12 protein-coding genes and 5 pseudogenes are annotated in these 18730 nt (G+C 57.8%); 7 read left to right on the plus strand and 10 right to left on the minus strand.

The window, feature by feature from the left end; genetic code table 11:
* Window positions 1-118: 118 nt before the first annotated feature.
* Genes OCW50_RS28110 through OCW50_RS28130 form a run of 5 tightly spaced genes read right to left on the minus strand, consistent with a single transcriptional unit; the run spans window position 119 to window position 4965 of the window.
* Window positions 119-1330, minus strand: a complete 1212-nt coding sequence (locus OCW50_RS28110; protein ID WP_210807016.1) for a hypothetical protein — start codon at window positions 1328-1330, stop codon at window positions 119-121.
* Complete coding sequence (locus tag OCW50_RS28115) at window positions 1327-2064, minus strand: SDR family oxidoreductase (protein WP_210807018.1); 738 nt, start codon at window positions 2062-2064, stop codon at window positions 1327-1329. Before OCW50_RS28115 ends, OCW50_RS28110 begins: the two co-directional genes overlap by 4 nt.
* Window positions 2061-3386 carry an FAD-binding oxidoreductase gene (locus tag OCW50_RS28120; protein WP_210807020.1) on the minus strand — a complete coding sequence of 442 codons (1326 nt, stop codon included), beginning with the start codon at window positions 3384-3386 and terminating at the stop codon, window positions 2061-2063. Before OCW50_RS28120 ends, OCW50_RS28115 begins: the two co-directional genes overlap by 4 nt.
* A complete protein-coding gene (locus tag OCW50_RS28125; protein ID WP_210807021.1) occupies window positions 3383-3805 on the minus strand; it encodes a GtrA family protein in 423 nt (140 codons plus the stop codon). Before OCW50_RS28125 ends, OCW50_RS28120 begins: the two co-directional genes overlap by 4 nt.
* The gene (locus tag OCW50_RS28130) at window positions 3802-4965 is read right to left on the minus strand and encodes a UbiA family prenyltransferase (RefSeq protein ID WP_210807023.1); all 1164 of its coding nucleotides are present in this window, start codon (window positions 4963-4965) and stop codon (window positions 3802-3804) included. The genes OCW50_RS28125 and OCW50_RS28130 overlap by 4 nt, the downstream gene beginning before the upstream one ends.
* Window positions 4966-5142: 177 nt before the next feature.
* Between OCW50_RS28130 and OCW50_RS28135 the strand changes: the two genes are divergently transcribed.
* Window positions 5143-5427, plus strand: coding sequence for a hypothetical protein (locus tag OCW50_RS28135; RefSeq protein WP_210807025.1), 285 nt, complete (start codon window positions 5143-5145; stop codon window positions 5425-5427).
* Window positions 5428-6057: 630 nt separating this feature from the next.
* The gene (locus OCW50_RS28140; RefSeq protein WP_262299870.1) at window positions 6058-8046 is read left to right on the plus strand and encodes an acyltransferase family protein; all 1989 of its coding nucleotides are present in this window, start codon (window positions 6058-6060) and stop codon (window positions 8044-8046) included.
* A 64-nt stretch (window positions 8047-8110) separates the two neighbouring features.
* On the opposite strand, the gene OCW50_RS28145 is transcribed toward OCW50_RS28140, so the two are convergent.
* The 3 genes from OCW50_RS28145 to OCW50_RS28155 form a co-directional block, all read right to left on the minus strand.
* Window positions 8111-9118, minus strand: coding sequence for a LysR family transcriptional regulator (locus OCW50_RS28145; RefSeq protein ID WP_210807029.1), 1008 nt, complete (start codon window positions 9116-9118; stop codon window positions 8111-8113).
* Between the two features lie 453 nt (window positions 9119-9571).
* Window positions 9572-10471, minus strand: a complete 900-nt coding sequence (locus OCW50_RS28150; RefSeq protein ID WP_114947396.1) for a dihydrodipicolinate synthase family protein — start codon at window positions 10469-10471, stop codon at window positions 9572-9574.
* 55 nt (window positions 10472-10526) lie between these two features.
* Window positions 10527-11759 (minus strand): trans-sulfuration enzyme family protein, encoded by a 1233-nt coding sequence (locus tag OCW50_RS28155; protein ID WP_114947395.1) that lies wholly within the window; start codon window positions 11757-11759, stop codon window positions 10527-10529.
* An 84-nt stretch (window positions 11760-11843) separates the two neighbouring features.
* Between OCW50_RS28155 and pdxR the strand changes: the two genes are divergently transcribed.
* The 3 genes and pseudogenes from pdxR to OCW50_RS28165 all read left to right on the plus strand — a co-directional run bounded on the left by pdxR (window position 11844) and on the right by OCW50_RS28165 (window position 14985).
* Window positions 11844-13331, plus strand: a complete 1488-nt coding sequence (gene pdxR, locus OCW50_RS28160) for a MocR-like pyridoxine biosynthesis transcription factor PdxR (RefSeq protein ID WP_210807031.1) — start codon at window positions 11844-11846, stop codon at window positions 13329-13331.
* Window positions 13332-13584: 253 nt separating this feature from the next.
* Window positions 13585-14035: pseudogene (locus OCW50_RS33280) on the plus strand (MOSC domain-containing protein).
* Between the two features lie 707 nt (window positions 14036-14742).
* On the plus strand, window positions 14743-14985 hold the full coding sequence (locus tag OCW50_RS28165; protein WP_245435632.1) for a 2Fe-2S iron-sulfur cluster-binding protein: 243 nt from the start codon (window positions 14743-14745) through the stop codon (window positions 14983-14985).
* 57 nt (window positions 14986-15042) lie between these two features.
* Here OCW50_RS28165 and OCW50_RS28170 read toward each other — a convergent pair.
* Window positions 15043-15994 (minus strand): annotated as a pseudogene (locus OCW50_RS28170) (IS3 family transposase); the annotation flags it as partial.
* Between the two features lie 151 nt (window positions 15995-16145).
* Between OCW50_RS28170 and OCW50_RS28175 the strand changes: the two are divergent.
* A pseudogene (locus OCW50_RS28175) lies at window positions 16146-17660 on the plus strand (transposase).
* On the opposite strand, the pseudogene OCW50_RS28180 reads toward OCW50_RS28175, so the two are convergent.
* Window positions 17658-17921 (minus strand): annotated as a pseudogene (locus OCW50_RS28180) (transposase); the annotation flags it as partial. The pseudogenes OCW50_RS28175 and OCW50_RS28180 overlap by 3 nt on opposite strands.
* 217 nt (window positions 17922-18138) lie before the next feature.
* Here OCW50_RS28180 and OCW50_RS28185 point away from each other — a divergent pair.
* Window positions 18139-18554: pseudogene (locus OCW50_RS28185) on the plus strand (Zn-dependent hydrolase); the annotation flags it as partial.
* Window positions 18555-18730: the final 176 nt, after the last annotated feature.

Raw genomic sequence — 18730 nt, forward strand, 5'->3', positions numbered from 1 at the left:
GGCTTCCACCGAAGCAGAGTGAGACGGTGACAAACGCGTTACAAGCGCCCCGCTCGCGCGCGTTGCCGACCGGAGGGATGGTCTCAACTCACCAACCTTAAGGTGCCGACTCTAGAACTCACTCGCTCGGCAAGTGACGTTCTAACGGCTCAATGAGTCTTCTTAACATCGCCAAAATGATCCATATCACTAAGATAACCAAGGCTATAGTGGGATGCGCATAATCGGGAAATTGCGCAAAGAAACCTGAAAGATCATTATTCGGCCCATCGGAGATCGGCTGTTCGTATGTGTGAAGCATCTGATTTGTGAGCATCCAGCCAAAGCAGGCAAGGGCAAACGATGTTAGGCTTGACGCTCTGAAGGACGCTATCAGTAGAGGTACATAGAGGGGCAAAAAACTATAAAATATCCTCGTGACATCCGACCCCCCAACTATTGCCAACGAGGCGCAGTATACAGATGCAGCTGCCGAAAATATGACAGCGCCGTTCCATTGAACGTGCTTAACTGCCTCCTTGTTTAACACAATATATAGCGGTCCCAGGGTGAGCGATATAGCAGCTAACGACCCTAAGACATGAGCGGGCTCAGATAGAAAACGATAAAGCCAGAAAAGCCCTGTAAAGAGTTGCGACTGATATTCGCAATCAAATTCCGACAGTATTAGTCCTTTTGTCACATACCCAGCGAGAATAATGAACAGAGATATCACCAACGCGGCTCTCTTCCTCTCCGCGTTTTTAATATAAAATGACAAGAATAGCGGCAAAAGATAGAAGCTAGCTTCTCTGAAAGGAATTCCTGACATGCATATAGCACTAGCAAGAAGGTACTCTCGGTTTATTATCAGTAATAGGCAAAATGACAGGATGAGAAGAAAAGGGGGATCCATGTAAACCGGATAGAAATTTGTAAATTTTACTGGTGCAAAATATAGGAACGACGACGCCGCCACCACAGCCGTGAGCCCTTTCAGGCTCCCACGCCAGAGTGAGTGTGTCGCGAGAAGCAAAGTAGCGGAAAATAACACGGAGACAACCAAATTGAATCCAAAAAAACCGACGTGACTATGGAAAACCTTCGCAAGTATCCAGGGCGTCCCGACGCGACCACAATAAGGAAAGGCTATGGGCAACTCCAAGCCACCTTCAGCAGCCAAGTGCCGAAGAATTCTGTCGTAGTATACCCCATCGAAACCCAAGCCATTCGCCACTCGGATCGGATCCTGGTCGGTTAATATCCATATCACACCGGATATACCAGCAATGATGAAAGATCCCGCAACAACGTATTCTAGTTGCTTTTTTGTAGGGACGAGGCGGATCATATCCTTATCCTCTTGAAAACCGCCTCTGGGATGAGCCTTATGATCAGCATGATCAGCCGCCAGACTGGACGAACGTAGATAACATTTTTCTTTCGCTCGACGGCGACCACTATCCTTTCAGCGACCTCACTCGGTTGTGCGGTGAGCCTTGCCGGCAGATGGATGCTTTCAGTCGCCTCCGTCGCAACATAACCCGGGAGCACCGTCACAACGTGTACGCCGCGTTTCGCCAAACGATTGCGAAGGCCGGATAGGAAGGCCGTGAAGCCCGCCTTCGCGGAGCCGTAGACGTAGTTCGTCGCGCGTCCGCGCTCTCCCGCAACCGAACTGAGGCCAACCAGAGTGCCTGATCCCCGTTCTTCGAATCGGTTGGCCAGCAATGACAGGATATTGGCAGGTCCTTCGAAGTTGCTACGCATGATGCAACTGGCGAGCAGATAATCGCGCTCGCTGCCTTCCTGGCTTCCCATCATGCCGACGATGCTTACGGCGATCGCGGGCAGTTCGGGCAACATGGCTAGAAACTCCGCGTGAGTTTCTGGCAGCAGTGCGTCGAACTCGTGTAGGGTTACAGGGACACCATATCGGATCTGCAAATTGGCCTTTTCGGCGTCGAGCTTTTTCGACTGCCGCGCGGCTAATTGGATCGGATGGCCGTGCGCTGCAAACTTGTGCGCCACGGCTATGCCTATGTCCGAACGTGCACCCAAGATAAGAATGGACGGCTTTGTCACAGCACAAGTCTTTCCGCTTGCGCCGATTGGAACGAGTTCTTCCAGCCGCTATCCGCCCGCATTCGGACGAAGCTTTCAACTCGGCCATCGGAGGCACGTAACGTTTCAGCAGACATGCGGCTGTCTTTGGCTAGATAGAAGCGCCCGCCGTGATCGATTGTAATTTGCTCCAGGTTCGCCAACAAGCCCGAGGTCTTGGTCGTGATGGGGAAGTCAAGAGCAAGGGAGTAGCCTTCCATCGGGAACGAAAACCGGCTCTCCTGCGGGCCGAACCGCTTGAGAACGGCCAAGAAGGACCCAGCGCGTGCCTTGGACACTGTCTGGAGCAGGGCCCTGAGCCCCTCTTCGGAGCGGTTTAGGGGAAGAGCACACTGGAACTGAGCGAATCCCTTGCGGCCGTAGAGCCGATGCCAGGCGGCGATCGCGTCAAGGGGATAGAAGAAGCTATCCCAGTCAACGAGTTTCTCACCTCGATTCCAAGCGCCGGCCCAATAGTAGAGTGTATTGAAGGCACGGAGGCTAAATCGATTAAGAGCAAAGCATGGGAAGTTGAACGGAAGCGAAAGTTTGCGCTTATCCGGCGTAGTGAAAGGATGGAGCGATCGATGTGCTGGAAGGTCCGGGCTGTTCGCGTGCTCTCCCAGGAAAACAAGTGAGCGTCCAAGGTTGATCCCCGCCCCAAGGCAGTCAATCCACGCCACCGAATAAGTCGAACCATGAGCACGTTCCAGAGCGGTCATTGCTGATTCAAGGTTCGGCGCGGGTATTGTCGTCTGGCGGATCCATCCAGTTTCGATCGTGCGTAATCGGACGGCCGCTCGTATAATAATTCCGGTGAGTCCCATCCCGCCAAGAGTGTGCTCGAAGAGCTCTACGTGACCTTCGCGTGAGCAACGTTGGATTGTGCCATCGGCCCCCATTACATCGATCCAGTCGACGCACCTTCGAAAACTTCCGTGCTTGCGATGGTTCTTGCCATGGACATCGGCGGCGATCATACCGCCCAAGGTCACGAACTTCGTGCCGGGCGTGACCGTTGGGAACCAACCTCGGGGTAGGAAAGCCGCGATGATGTCGGACAGAACAACTCCAGCCTCCGCGATCAACTGCCCAGTTTTCGGATCAAAGGCCAACATCCTGTTCAAACGTCGCATATCAATCGTCGCGGATGAATTAATGGCGCTGTCACCATAAGCTCTACCACAGCCGCGCGCGATTACACTCGGCTTCGAAGCTACAAGCTGCTGGATCCCTGCAAGGTCACGGGGCACATAAACTTGGGCGTCCATGACTGGGAACCTTCCCCAGCCCGCGAGCTTCATGGAGCGATCCTCCCCTGCCGATCTGAAAACACAAAGCGTTTGTCTAGCTGAAATCTGACCATGTAGCCGATAGTCAGCCCAACGAAAGCACCCACATCACGCATCACCTCAGTTCCCCAGATCGTCCAGGAAGCCGCCTCAGCGCTCCACGAAATAATCGTGGTGAGGCCACCCACTGCCGTGTAGAGCGAGAACTTCCACCCATCGCTTTTGAGGCCGATTTCCCGGTCGTAAAAAATCCAAAGCTTATCGAGCAGGTATTTGGTCAGTAGCCCGGCGATGGTGCCCACGATCATGGCAAGCGCAAGAAGATCGCTCGCGTCCCCGAGTTGGAGGACCGAATTTTGTGTGGTGATATTGACAACCGTTGCGATGGCGGCAAATGCCGCATAGCGTAACGTTAGAGTTCGCCGATTCATACCAGCATTCCGGCCGCGACGAAGACCAGAATAATCGCTAGGCAGGCCTGACTGATCCGATCCTTTGCGGCGTAGATCACCGGATCATCATGCATGTACCCGCGGTGCGCCATCATGACCGTGCGAGTGATCCAATAGAGCAGGACTGCGCAAACGCCCCAGAGCATCTGAGGATGAGGGTAGAGCTCCGCTACGGCAGGCGAATTGACGTAGTATGTCATCACCAGAACAGATACGTATCCTGCCGCAACTGCGATCATGGAGATGATTTGCAAGTCGTTGACGTGATAACCTCGGCCATCGGCCTGTAGACATCCACGCCCGGCGCTATCAACCAACTCGCCTTGTCGCTTCACCGCAGCAAGCGAGAGGAAAAAGAACATGGAAAAGGCAATGAGCAAGACTGATATCGGAACTGATGTCGCGATTCCACCTGCGACGATGCGTATGGTATAGAGGCCCGCAAGAATACATATATCTATAACGATGTGCCGCTTGAAGTGCAGTGAATAGGCCGTGGTCGCAAGAAGATAGCTTGCCATTACAAGGAAAAAGCCCTGCCCTATAAACATGGCTATGAACCCGCCCGGAACGATCAGCCCTAGTGCTATCCACGTTCCGTGCGTGGCGGGGATGCTGCGCGAGGCGAACGGACGGTACCGCTTGCGCGGGTGCACCCGATCTGCGCGGATATCGAGAAGATCGTTCACGACGTAAACACCAGAAGCCACAAAGCTGAAGCAGACGAATGCCTCCATTGATGAGAGGAGTGTCGGCCAATCGAACTTATGTGCAGCCAGCCCTGGAAAGAACACTAGCACATTCTTTAGCCATTGATGCGGCCGGAGCGCAGCAAGATAATGCTTGAAGTACCTCAGATCAGTTGTTGAAGTTTCAGAAATCGTCTGCTGACTTTCGCAAGGATTAGCGACGATCCTGCTGCGGGCACAATGCTGGCCGTTGGGCGCTGCGGCTGCGTCGCCCGCCTCGGCGTTCCCGAGATCGTACGCCGAGCCCCCAAACTCTTGCGACTGAATTGCTCTCTCTACTGCCGCGGATTCAACTACATCGTGAATGCTGCGGGTATCAAGACCGATCGTCCCAATGTCGACTGTACGCGAGTGTATGTGGGCCTTGTCGTCTTCGCTGCCGCCGATCATGGCGAACCTCTTACTTTGAGCCAAATTGGGGTCAAGCTGGCCAGCAAAAACGCTCAGTTGAGCAAAATAGAAATTGGCCCGATCGGAATGGCGTTCTCGACGCGGTATCTGCCGGACTGATTGCGATGAGACCAACTAGATCGAGAGGCAACCTCACTACGATAGATGCCTCCATCTATGAAGGATCCAGTAGAGCCGGGAAAATCAATTGTTTGGATTGTAGGCATCAATTTGATGGATGGTGGGCTGCCCTGCTCGAAGGAATGTTTTAGGGCAAAAGTCCGAGGCGGAAGGAGGAAAATGATGAAGTCCGGGAACTACGCCACATGCTTGGTGACCGGCTCTTTGGATCTGATTGGTCTAGTGACCGCACTTGCAGAGCGGCAGATTTTACGCGGCGGCTCGAACTACGGGGTTGTTGTTTTTGGGCGGGCGGGTTGGCTTGTGCTGTTCTCCGGATGACTGCAATTGACGGCCCCAGCTCAGAGGGGGCGATTGTAGTTTCCACGCCTTCCGCAAGCCCTGGCGTCGGCTCGCTCATGCGAACAACTGCTCCACCGTCCAACTTTTGCGCAAAAGGACCATTTGCTTGGCCTTGCCCGAGCACGTTACGGTTTGCAAAACAGTACCCTCGGGTGTGAACCAACGCGGTTGTCAGAACCATGCCGGGCCCCCCTGAGCAGAGGCCGCTATTGACAGGCCGACGCGGCACTATACTGAACTGCACTCCAAACCTCTCACAAGATCTGCATACATGGATGTCAGATGTTGCAGCATCGTTCCAGAATGGATGGGATAATCTGCCATGCTCCATGCGGGCACTTGCGTAATGCAGCTTTCGCCTGTCATGATAGCGCAGGATGATTTTGCTCTAGGGCATCCGATTCTCGGTAGATTTCGCAACCAGCGACGAAATCTTAACTAGCTAGAATCGCTCACTTCATTTTCTATCAGGCTCAAAGAATTCCATGGCTAATTCCGCTGCACTCTCAAAGAACGGCAATGTGGGCGTGAGGTGTGTTCATACATGAGTCCTCCTTCTTGGCCCGGACTGTTCGATGAGACTGAATCATAGGGCGCTCAGATTTCGATATGGCTACACGAACGGAACCACATCATTTCCGGATGGATATCGAGGGACTGCGTGCCCTTGCCGTTTCGGGAGTGATCGCCTTTCACTTTGGCGTAGCTGGTCTGCCCGGCGGCTTTGTCGGTGTTGATATCTTTTTCGTTATATCGGGATATCTGGTCACCAGGCAGATCCAGCTCGAAATTGACGAGACCGGCTCGCTCGACCTTCTGCGCTTCTACGCGCGGCGAGCTCGCCGGCTTCTTCCCGCGTCGTGTGTCGCCATCCTTGCGACGCTATTCTTCGGCTACTTCGTTCTTTCTCCACCCGAGCAGCAGTTCTATTCTGAGGAGTCGTTTTACGCGTCCGCCTACATAATCAACCTGTGGCTTATCAGCTCGGCCGTTGATTATTTCGCCTCGGATGCAGCCAACAACCCGTTCATCCATTTCTGGTCGCTCTCGATTGAGGAGCAATTCTATCTCATTTGGCCGGCTCTGCTGCTGCTTTTCGCGCGGCTCCGTGCGGGTGCATACGGGCTTTTCCTCCCGATGACGCTGGTGGGTGTCGTCTCCTTCGCGTTCTGTTTGCATTTTACTGCCGTATCGGAGCCGTGGGCGTTTTACTTTTCACCGTTCCGTGCCTGGGAGTTCGCTTGTGGAGGTCTCGCCTCAATGGTCTCCGAAGAGGCGGCCAAGCGGTTTCGGCTCATATCGGTCTTCGGCTGGATCGGAATAGGTCTGATCATGACGTCCTACCTCGGCATGCCAGTGGATGTGCCCTTTCCAGGGTTGATTGCCCTTGTTCCAGTCGTCGGCACGGTGATCGTGCTTCTCAGCGGCACACGTCCGAGGCACGCGGGACCGCAATTGCTTCTTTCGCTGGCGCCGCTGCAACGGATCGGACGGGTATCGTATTCACTCTACCTATGGCATTGGCCCGTAATCGTCTTTGCGGGCATCTTGAAACCCGAGCTCACTATCCTCGAACGGGCTCTGTGCTTCGCGCTTACCTTGGGGCTCTCTGTCCTGAGCTACCGCTTCGTCGAAAACCCGCTGCGACGGAACTCGTGGTTGATGGCAAAAACCAGCCGCTCCCTCGGTTTTGCTGCGCTTGTGACCGCGTGTGGTACAATAGTCGCCTTTGGCGGCGCGCGACTGGCCAATCAAAAGATCGATCCCCAGCAGAATCTTGTCCGCCTAAGCGCTGAGCGCGATTCACTGGCCCGGCAGTTGGACGCGGGCTGTCTTCTCGACGCCTACCAAGTGCAGCCTAAGCCCTGCGAATTCGGTGCTGAAAACCCCGGTAAGACCATCGTTCTCATAGGGGATTCGCATGCTGATCACTGGTCGACGCCGCTGATCAGCATGGTGAACAGTAACCGGTGGCGGCTTGTCACTTATCTTAAATCATCCTGCCCTGCGGCAGACGTCACAATTTGGAGTTCTATGCTCGTGCGGGATTACGAGGAATGCGATCGGTGGCGGGAGTTCGCGATGCGCGAGATTGCCACACGAAAGGCGGACATGGTGATCATTTCGGAGTATTCCTCGGCTTACGTCAAAAATGACATCAACGTCACATCTGCTCACCAGATCGACGCAGCCACATGGGCTCAGGGGCTCCGTAAGACCGTGTCCGCCTTGGAAAGCGCTACCCCAAAGATCGCGGTGATTCGGGATGGGCCGGTGCACAGGACCCATCCCGACAAATGCGTCGCGCGCGCACTCTGGCAAAACAGGAGTCCCGAAATCTGTGACACACCGCGTAGCGAGGCTATGGAAGAGACGATTCCGGACAGCGAACGGAAGGCCATTGCGCATATCGGAAATGCCTCTTATGTCGACCTGACCGACCTGTTCTGCAACGAAACAAGGTGCCCCGCCATGATTGGCGGCATGCTGACCTTCCGCGACCGGCACCACATCGCGACTCCGTTTGCGGAGACGCTTGTCGCGCCGCTCCAGCGGGAACTCTTTGGGACCATGAATGCCAGGGCGCCAACAGACTGATGCAGAGAACCCGTAGCATGCGGCCAATAATAGCTGCCGTGGGCGCGAGCTGCCTTATTTGGGCTCATCCTCCAGCGCAAATAAGACCGTCGTCAATCACCGCAACATGGGCTTTGGCTCGACGGCCAGCATGTGAGGGCAGGGACTCCCCTGCATCATTCGGAAACGCCATGTTGGACGCCTCCTCGATCAATATCTGCCGCATCCAGATACTGGCCGGGTCGCCGTTATGAAGTGCGGGCCACTGAACAGCTTCCGTGAAGGCAGGAAGCGGCAACGGAAGATTGATGATCCGTAAGGGAATGGTTTTCTCGAAATACTTGACCAATCGTAAGGGCATAGTGGCAAGGCGGTTTGTGCCGCGCAGCACCTGCGGGATCAGGTTAAATCCCTGCACTACGACTTCGATGCGTCTTTTAATCCCATGTTCGAGCAAGTACCATTCTTCAACCGAAGGCCTCAACGAGCGTCCGAACCGAACTGCGACGTGTCCCATCGACATGTATTGCTCGAATGTAAGGTCCTGCGGTACCGATGTGTTGGTAGGACAACTGACGCAGACAAGCTCCTCATCGAACAGCTTCGCGCTCGGATGCGTGTTCTCCATGAACAGATCCGGGAGCAAGAGAAAATCAACCTCACCCCGCCGGAGAAGCTCGCTTGGGTCGCTGTCGAGTGGCAGAAGTTCGAAACTGACGGTGGGTGCTTCCTGCGCAAGACGCTCGACGACCCTATCAAGGAAGACAAGCGTCATGAAATCCGAAAGAAGGATCCTGAAACGACGGTTGGATTGACCTGGATTGAATGGCTCCCAAGAAATGATTGAGCTCCGAATTTGCAGGAGAACGTCTCGGACCGCTGGCGCGAGTCCCTCAGCCCGCGGTGTGGGGCGAAGCTCGCGACCGTTCATCGTGAATAGATCATCGCGAAAGTAGTCTCTTAGCCGGTTGACGGCTGCGCTCATGGCAGGCTGGCTCAGATTGATGCTTCGTGCCGCCACTGTGAGATTCCGTTCCGTCATTAGGGCGTCGAGCGCAACAAGAAGATTTAGATCAAGACCTTTGAATCGCATGGCTGAAACCATCCATATTGTGGATCTCTTCCAGTTAGTAATTTTCAAGAGCGACTTCGGCGCTCATGAAGAGGGCGTCCGCAGCATTCCGCTGGTGACCAGTGCTCCGAGCACGGCCGAAAGTAGTGACTTACCGACCACGGCTCACGTTCCAAAGGCATGGTGGATGCCCGCCCTAGCGCCGCCGGAATGCTCGCCTCCGACAGCGGTTCTGCGATCGTCGAGAAGATCATCACAGCGAGAACTGCAAGACGGCCGGACTCCCACGCGGCCACAGCCTCCTCCTTGAGACCGCACATAGCCGCAATTGCCACCAGCAATCTGTTGATCCCCGCAGTGACCGTGGTGGTGCGAGCACGTGCAGGGAGACCGATGACGATGTGCACGGGCAATACCCGGTCGACATAAAGCCATGCCGTCATGGTTCTCCGGCGGCGCCAGACCTTGCTCGCTTCAAGCGAGTTCCTGCTCGAGCACAGCAAGGCAGCGAGCTATCTTCTCCTTTGTGGATGGCGGCAAAGGGAGAATGGGACGAGGCGGCTCCGCCTGGCAGACGCCGAGCAGATCGGCCATCGTATAGACGGTCCGAAGACTGGAGAACTGCTTGAACAGATCCCAGACCGGGCCAAGTGTGGCATCCAGACGGCGTGCCTCTTCGACATCGCCGTTCTGAGTTGCCCTCACGATGCGCAGGCAGACGTCGGGAAGGATGCCAGCGAGAACGCTGTACCAAGTATCAGCTCCGCGGATCATTGCTTCGGCAGCATTCCAGTCGCCGCTATAGCCGATTGAGAACCCCCTGGGCGTCAAGGATCTCAGTTGTGCCAAGTGACTCGCGATCTTCTCAGGTTCTCCTGTCGGGTTCTTGATCGCCACGATGCCGTTCACGTGGGCCAGTCGCTCCACCAGAGCAGCGGTAAAACGGAAGTGGGTAGTCTCCGGGTTATCATAAACTACGATGGGAAGGCAGCTCTCGCGGGCCACGGTGGAGATATGCTCGAAGACTTCGTCCTCCGTGAGTGGCGCATACGAGACGGCGGCAAGGAGACCTGCGGCGGCGCCAGAGGCTTTCGCGTCCTGCGCCAGTCCGACCGCCTCGTCGGTCCGCAAGGCACCGACGCCTACCAGTACTGGTATGCTCCCGCCGGTTGCCTCAATGGTCGCGCTTAGAGCGCGCCGCCGCTCCTCACGGGATAGATACATGTAAGTTCCGGTGCTGCCGAGAAGGCCGATAGAGTCGACGCCTGCGGTGCAAAGCCGAACCACGAGCCTTTTGAGCGCCGCAGTGTCAACGTGGCCGGCACGGTCACTCGGCGTGATGGGAAATGCGGAAAGCCCGCTCAGGACTGTCACTCGATGCTCCATGTCCGGTTCCGAGTTTATGTAATCGCGATCGTCGGTGGCTATGTCACAAGGCTAGGAGGGCGTGGCGAAGGTCCCCGATCAGGTCATTCACGTCTTCAAGGCCGACCGAAAGTCGGATAAGTTCGTCTCCAACACCCGAGACCATGTGTGCGTCTTGCCGGATCCTTTGCCGCGCCCGTGTGATGCTCGCTGGATGATAGATAAGGCTGTCGGTGTCGCCGAGGCTCACGGCGCGCGTTATCAGTTTCAAGCGGTCCAGCATTGTTCTTGCGCCGTCAAAACCGGCATGAAGTCCAAAGGCCATCATGCCGGATCCTTGCGCCATTTGCCTGCGCGCAATGGCGTGATCGGGATGTGAATCAAGGAAGGGATAGCTCACCCAGGACACGGCGGGATGCGCTTCGAGCATTCCAGCGATTGCCAGAGCCGAGGCACTGTGCCGATCCATTCGAAGCGTGAGCGTTTTCAGTCCCCGCATGATCAGGAAAGCCGAATGCGGCGACAATGTCGCGCCGGTGATGTAGCGCAGGCCAGTCTCATGCAAGAGGTGGAGTGTTTCGGCATCACCAAGCAATGCGCCACCCAACGTATCGCCATGCCCATTGATATACTTTGTCAGGGAGTGTAGGACGATATCAGCACCATGCTTGATCGGCCGCTGGAGTGCGGGAGAAGCAAAGGTACTGTCCACCGCGACTTTCACTCCATGGGCGTGAGCGCATTCTGTGATCGCCGTGATGTCTAGAATGGCACTCACGGGGTTGACGGGTGTCTCGAAATAAACGAGCTTCGTCTTTGCTGTGATCGCCGCTTCGAGGTTCAACGGATTCGACAAATCGACTGGAACCACCTTGATTCCGAAGCGAGGCAAACCCTGCTCCACCATCGCAACAGTATTCGAGTAGAGGGTGTTGTGAACGACGAGCTCGTCGCCCTGCGACAGCAATGAGAGGATCAGAGTGCCGAAGGCAGCCATCCCTGTCGATACGACGAGGCCTGCTTCAGCCCCTTCCAGGTTTGCAAGCCTTTGCTCGAGGATCTCCGTGGTCGGATTATATTCACGAGCATACAGCCTGCCCCCGAGCGCTGCGGCAGCATCATTTGCCCCGACGCTCTCAAAGGCGTAGGTCGACGTCAGAAACACCGGCGGCTGGGCCGCTCTCTTAAAAGCCACTGGGTCGAACGCGTGGTGAATGGCGCGCGTGTCGAATCCGAGGTTTGCCGTGTGAGAGTGGTCAGAGTGTTCCTGACGCTTGTCGTGTTCGCTGCCGATCATCATAGCCTGATCGTATCCTCTTTGCTTTGACCCACATTGGCATCATACTGGCCGGCAAGACATATCCAGTTTGACTGAAAAAAAATGGTCCAGTCGGAAAAACAAGTGGCGACCGACCGGGCGCCTAAAATGGGTGCGCGCAGGATTTACGAGGCGCTCAAGGATCAGATCCTCAGTCGCGTCTACGAGGCGGGAAGCCAGCTTCCATCCTCGCGTAGCTTGGCAAACGAACTGCATGTTTCCCGAACCACGGTCACGGTTGCCTATGAACAACTTGCCGCGGAGGGGTTCGTGGAACTACGCCAAGGCGCACGCCCTCGAGTTATAACATTGCACATGGGACCGCACCTGCGTGACATGAAGGCTCCGCGGGAGACACGTGGGCCGCTTTCGGCTTACGGCGAGAGACTTCGCGCACTTTCACCATGGCTCGATTACCTGACTAATACCTTGACCGTCGATTTTCGGTACGGCGATCTTGCTCCGTCTGATTTTCCGGCGCTGGCGTGGAAGCGGGCTATCAATTCCGTGATTACTCGAAGACCGGTACGGCTTGCCTATGAGGATCCGCGGGGATCCCGGCGCCTGCGGCAAGCACTTCAGGGATATCTTTGGCGAGCAAGGACGTTGCAATGCAATCTGGAGCAAATCATCGTCGTCACTGGCTCCCAGCAGGGATTAGATCTCTGCGCTCGGATCGTTCTCGACGCGGGCCGCGCGTTCGTGATGGAGAACCCCGGCTACCGGATGGCCCGCCAGATCTTCTCTAGCACGGGGGCCACGGCAGTGGCGGTGGCCGTGGACGCAGACGGCTTGAAGACCGAGGATTTGGCACAAATTGACGCCCGGATGGCTTATGTAACACCATCTCATCAGTTTCCGTTGGGCGGTGTCATGCCGATTAGCCGCCGCCAGCAGCTTCTCGATTGGGCCCGGGATCATGACGCCTACGTGGTCGAGGACGACTACGACAGCGAATACCGGTATGATATCAGCCCGGTTCCTCCGCTCCAGAGCTTGGAGGACGGCCGCAACGTCATCTACCTTGGCACTGTTTCGAAGACACTGTCGCCGATGCTACGCATCGGCTACCTCGTGGTGCCACAGCAATTGCAGGAGGTGTTCGCAACCGCAAAGCAACTGGTCGACCGGCATACACCCATGACCGAGCAGGAAGCGCTGGCCTCCCTTATCGAAAGCGGCGCCTATGAGAGCCATGTTCGTCGCGTAAGAAGGCTTCACCGAGAGCGCCGCGAGACGTTATTGAGCGCCCTCGAGTATGCACTCGGCGAACGGATCACCATTGAGGGTGCCGATGCCGGCTTGCATGTCGTCGTCTGGTTAAATGAGCTGCCAGGATCACTCGAAACCGCCTTGATAGAGGCCGCGCGCCAGCACGGTGTCGGGCTCTACGGTATTTCACCGCTCTACGACTCGGCAACGGGGCCTACCGGGGCGCCACGGGAGCGGCTTGGACTGGTAATGGGCTACTCGGCCTTGACACCGAGGCAGATCGAGAGAGGTGTTCAACTTCTCGCCGCAGCTATCGACACTGTGAAGGGTACGCGTTGACACGCAACCTTCAGCCCGCCGAGTATCTCACTGGCTCGTCCTGTCGCACAGCCTCAAATGTTTCATTCAACTGGACTAAGAAGATGCCGGCAAACTGGCGCTTTTGACAAGGCCAATCTCATGGCAGATTTACCGCTGACTGGGGAGTGGTGACGACTGGGGGGTAGGACGTAGGATAGTCCAATGATAAGGGCAGCAGGTCGCCTGCGTAGAGGCTCACGTCGAAGGCAAGAGACACGGCGGGGGCCGATACATGACTTGGCAGGGCACTCTGCTCCACATTCATATAGCGTCGGCCGCTTCCTACGAAATGGAGGAACTAGCTGAGGCACAGCTCGTTGCCGGACGCGGCATCGTCAGGGACCGGTATTATCTTGGCACCGGGACCTATTCGCTCAAGCCCGACATTCGTGAGATCACGCTGATCGAGGCCGAGGTACTTGAGGCAATTGCCAAGGGAGAGCCAAAGATTCCCGGGTTTATAGGCGCGCTTGCGCCCGAAGATCACAGGCGCAATCTGCCGACCTGTCGGCGTTCCGCTCGGCCATTTGGCTGGCAAGCGCTTCCGGGGCGGGGAAACGGTTTCGCGGGCGGCACGGATGAATTTCCCGTGCAAGTACCTCGAGGAGCTTCTCAGCATGCCAGGCCTCTACGAGGGACTGCTAAACCGCTCCGGTGATCCGATTCTGCCAATGGATGAGTGAAGTGACATGGAATCTCCGCGCATCACAACGAAGCTGGTAGTCGCCGGAATCCATGAAGAACCTGGCGATGTCCGCGTGATCAAACTGAAGCATCCGCACAGGCCTTTTCTGCCGACCTTCGAACTGGGATCGCATGTCAATGTCCGTCATCCTACAGAAGGGTGCGTCAGTATTCGCTCTGCGGTGAGCTGGAGGATCTCAGCCGCTACAGGATAGCCGTAACGCTAGAAGCGCGCGGACGCGGCGGCTCGGCATGGATTCATGATTACGCGACCCCAGGCGACGAATTGCTCGTCCCCACCCCGCGCAATTATTTTCCGCTCAAGGACAGTGGGAGCCCGACCATATTGCTGGCGGCATCGGGATCACGCCGATCCTTGCAGTGGCCCGGCCCCTCTGCTGTCAGAGCAAGGCCGTTGAACTCGCTTATTTGCGCGGAGCCGAAGCCTTGCTCCACTACTGAAGACCTTAGAGGAGATCATCAGCCTCGGAAGTTTGAGACTCCACTTCGACGATCAAATCGAAACCCGACAAGACATCAAGGGCTAATTGTCAACAAGGCCCAGTGGGGAACATCTCTATTACTGCGGCCCCCCGGCTTTATGGCTGCAGTCGCACGAGCTTGGGAACACTGGCCGGATGGCTCGGTCCATTTCGAAGCCTTTCAACTGCCGGTCCGGGATGATACGCAATCTGAACCGTTCACGATGGTTCTTCGCAACGGGACAGCTGTCCCGGTCCCCGCGGATAAATCCGCGTTAGTGGCCTTCCGGGCCACCGGCGTTCTGTTGATGGCATCCTGTGAGAACGGCGTTTGTGGGACCTGCGAGTGCAGATATCTGGAAGGTGTGTCGATCCATCTTGATGCGGTACTTTTAAACGACGCCCGCAGTAATCGATTTATCCCATGCGTGTCGCGTGCGACGGGCGTTCTGAAACTTGACCTATAAAGGTGGGGAGAGATGGACTCCAAGATCAGCTGTTTGAAAGAAGCAGAACGCTGCGGTTCATGGTTTGCCACTGACGTGAGCCCTGAGTTTCCTCCGCTCAGAGCTGGGTCCGCTGGTTGATTGATGCCCGTTGTTGGCGGTCATAGCAACTGGAAGGGTCGCTCCTTCCGATTGCAGTCCTCTGGTCGTGTGCTTGGCAAAGTCAGTCGGGGTCATTCCTTTCAAGGCTGAATGAGGGCGGATGGTGTTGTAATCCCTTCGCCACGCGTCAAGGACCTGCCGGGCGTGCCGCAATGAGGTGAACAGGGTCTCGTTGAGGCATTCATCGCGCAGGCGGCCATTGAAGCTCTCAACAAAGGCGTTCTGCTGTGGCTTGCCTGGCGCGAAATACTGCCATTCCACGCTCGTGGTCTGACACCACCGCAGCACTGCGGACGAGGTCAGTTCGGTGGCGTTGTCCGAAACACAGCTTATCGGCCGGCCACGGCAGGCAATGATGGCATCCAGCTCTCGCGTGACCCGCAGGCCTGAGAGCGAGGTATCGGCCACGAGCCCGAGGCACTCCCGGGTAAAGTCATCAACCACCGCCAGAACTCGAAAGCGGCGCCCGTCGGCAAAAGGCATCGCTGAGGAAGTCCAGGCTCCAGCGCTGGTTGGGCCCGCCCGGCAGCAGGATGGGAGCGCGCGTCCCCAGGGCCCGCTTGCGGCCGCCCCGGCGTTTGACCTGCAGTCTCTCCTCGCGATAGAGGCGCCGGAACTTCTTGTGGTTCATGACCAATCCCTCTCGTGCCAGCATGATCTGCAGGCGTCGATAGCCGAAGCGCCGGCGCACCGCCGCCACAGCTCGCATGCGTTCGCGCGCCGCGGCGTCGTCAGGTCGGGTGGAGCGATAGCGGACCGACGAGCGGTCGATCGTCAGAATGGAGCATGCCCGCCGCTCGCTCACGCCATGGGCTTGCATGGCATGAGCCACGGCCCGGCGCCTGGCAGCGGGCGTTACCATTTTTTTAGGACGGCAAACCTGACTGTCTGATAGAGTGTGGTGGTGGGGGTCTTCTGTACCTGATGGGAGGTGCGGGATGACCAGACTCTCAGGGCGGCCGGAGCGCGAGCGCGTGCTGCGGCCCGCCTGTCGGCTATGCCCGGCCTGCAAAGCCCCGATGCGCATCCGCTACGAGAACCACCGCACCCTTGTGACGCTGACCGGATCGATCCGCTTGCGGCTCAAGATCCGCTGGTGCGAGACCATCGGCTGCGACCGCTTCCACAAGCCCTATCGGCCCGAGAGCGAGGGCGCCTTGGCCTTGCCCCAGCATGAGTTCGGGCTGGACGTCATCGCCCTCGTCGGGGCCTTGCGTCACCGCGAGCATCGCAGCGTGCCCGAGATCCACGAGGTGCTCACCACCCGCGGCGTGGCCATTGCCGAGCGCAGTGTCACCAACCTGCTCGACCGCTACGATGAGCTGCTCGCCACCCGGCTGATGGAGCGCCGCCCCTTGCAGAAGCTCCTGGCCCAGCAAGGGCGGGTCATTCTGGCGCTCGATGGCGTGCAGCCGGATGTCGGCCATAAGGTGCTGTGGGTGATCCGCGACTGCCTCTCGGGCCTCATCGTGCTGGCCCGCAGCCTGCTCTCCGGCCGGGCCCAGGATCTGGCGGTTCTCCTGCGCGAGGCCGTGGATGCTGTGGGCGTGCCGGTCGTGGGCGTGATCAGCGACGGTCAGACCTCCATCCGTCACGCGGTCGCGCAGGTCCTGCCGGGCGTGCCGCATCAGCTGTGTCAGTTCCACTTCCTGCGCGAGGCGGCGCATCCGATCTTCGAGGCCGACCGGCATGCCAAGAAGGAGCTCAAGAAGCAGGTCCGCGGCATCCGCGGGATCGAACGGGCCGTGGAGGAGCGGGAGGATCCCGAAGCGGCCATCGTGCAAGGCTATTGCGCGGCCGTGCGCAGCGCAATCACCGATGACGGGCGGGCGCCGCTCGCCGCCTCGGGTCTCAAACTGAAGCAACGGCTCGAGACAGTGGCCGGCAGCCTGGATCGGGTGCCGCAAAAGGGGGCTTCGCACCGGCGCTGACGCGCTTGCACCAGATGATCGTTCGCGCGCTGGAGCGCACCGCCTCGCTGTGGCCGGATGTGGAGTACGCCTACCGGTTCGTGCACGCCGTGGCGCATTGGCTTGGCAACCCGCACGAGGAGAGCGCCGCGATGGTGCGGCGGCGGGTGAACGGGGTTCTGGGCGCGATGCAGCGGCATCGGGCCAGGGCCGGGACGCTGGCCGGCGCCTTCGATCATTTCCAGAAGGTCACGCGCAGCTATCGCCCTGGCCTGTTCCACACCTATGCGGTGCCGGACCTGCCGCGCACCAACAACGATCTCGAACAGCTAGCTGTTCGGCTCCCAGTGCTATCACGAGCGGCGCGCGACCGGGCGCAAGACAGCGTCACCCGGTGCGGTTCTGCGTGGCTCGGTCCGGCTGATCGCCGCTAACGCGACCCGCGTGCAGGCTCCGACAGCCCGCGACTTGGGAGCCGCGAACCGCGAGCACTGGAGAAACTTGCGCCAACAGCTGGAAAAGCGACGCGTCGCGCGAACGCTGCGCACCCGCTTTCGGCATGATCCCGCCGCCTACCTGGCTGCTCTCGAACAGCAGGCCTGCCAGTTAGCTTTGCCATCCTAGTTTTTTTGACGCGATATCCTTCAGGACGGCATTGTCCAGCATCTGCTCGGCGAGAAGCCTCTTGAGCTTGGCGTTCTCGTCCTCCAGGGCCTTCAGCCGCCGGGCGTCAGAGACCTCCAGGCCGCCGTACTTGGCCTCATAGTTGTAGAAGGTTGCCTCCGAGATCCCGTGCTTGCGGCAGATCTCCGCTGTCTTCGTCCCGGCCTCATGCTCCTTGAGCATGCCGATGATCTGCTCTTCCGTGAACCGTGAGCGCTTCATTCGTCCGTCTCCACGTTGGACGGACTCTAACCTCATCTGGAGGAGTTCGCAGGGCTCACGTCACCACGTGGACGATCGACAACGCCATCCATCTCCATGAAGGGGACGAAGTGAAGGTCGGCCAGCACCAGGCCCCTCCGCCTCTCTGTGCACGATCATAACTGTACTCTTGTGCCCGCTTACCTGGCGGCTCTCGAACAGCTGGCCTGCCAGCTAAGAGCTGAACGCCATCAACGTCATCCTCTTCCGTGCCACCTTCACAGTCGACCTGCGCGATCCGGACGAAGGCAACCTCCAGGCCCGGGATGCGGCGCTGCCACATACCTGAACCAAGTTGCGGCCGACGAGGAGGTCTCGATTTTGGTTGGGCGTTTGGCACGGTTTGAGCCCGTGACCTTCGACGCAGGGATCGTAGCAATGGTGGAGGAAGCCGCCCGCAATCGCGCGCTGACCTCAAGGCGCCTGACCTCGAGCGCCGGTCACGGCGCCTAGATGATCGCAGGAATCGCGCCCTCCGCCATGATCTTCTTGCCAAGCCTTGGCGGAATCAGCCCCAATCCGCGGGAGCATACGCCGGATGCCGACCAGGTTGACGATGCGAACATTCTGCTCGACGTCGTCGCCCATCTCACTGAGGAATTAAGCGCCCATCATCGCATAGTTCCTCCGCCTCACAGTTTCCTGAGACACCCTATAAGCGGACGGGATCCGCAGAAGGGTGATGACGATGACAGAGACGATGAAGGATGCGGCCGGTCCGGGCCGCGGTGGGCGCATGTCGCGCCATCGCAAACGCGAGGCGGTTCTGC

Origin of the sequence: Microvirga sesbaniae (assembly GCF_025460805.1) — a bacterium.
In the GTDB taxonomy this organism is placed as follows: domain Bacteria; phylum Pseudomonadota; class Alphaproteobacteria; order Rhizobiales; family Beijerinckiaceae; genus Microvirga; species Microvirga sesbaniae.

Coding starts and splice junctions, on each gene's coding strand:
- OCW50_RS28110 (WP_210807016.1), bottom strand. CDS start 1,330: ATGATCCGCCTCGTCCCTACAAAAAAGCAACTAGAATACGTTGTTGCG.
- OCW50_RS28120 (WP_210807020.1), bottom strand. CDS start 3,386: ATGAAGCTCGCGGGCTGGGGAAGGTTCCCAGTCATGGACGCCCAAGTT.
- OCW50_RS28125 (WP_210807021.1), bottom strand. CDS start 3,805: ATGAATCGGCGAACTCTAACGTTACGCTATGCGGCATTTGCCGCCATC.
- OCW50_RS28130 (WP_210807023.1), bottom strand. CDS start 4,965: ATGATCGGCGGCAGCGAAGACGACAAGGCCCACATACACTCGCGTACA.
- OCW50_RS28135 (WP_210807025.1), top strand. CDS start 5,143: ATGAAGGATCCAGTAGAGCCGGGAAAATCAATTGTTTGGATTGTAGGC.
- OCW50_RS28140 (WP_262299870.1), top strand. CDS start 6,058: ATGGCTACACGAACGGAACCACATCATTTCCGGATGGATATCGAGGGA.
- OCW50_RS28145 (WP_210807029.1), bottom strand. CDS start 9,118: ATGCGATTCAAAGGTCTTGATCTAAATCTTCTTGTTGCGCTCGACGCC.
- OCW50_RS28155 (WP_114947395.1), bottom strand. CDS start 11,759: ATGATCGGCAGCGAACACGACAAGCGTCAGGAACACTCTGACCACTCT.
- pdxR (WP_210807031.1), top strand. CDS start 11,844: ATGGTCCAGTCGGAAAAACAAGTGGCGACCGACCGGGCGCCTAAAATG.
- OCW50_RS28165 (WP_245435632.1), top strand. CDS start 14,743: ATGGTTCTTCGCAACGGGACAGCTGTCCCGGTCCCCGCGGATAAATCC.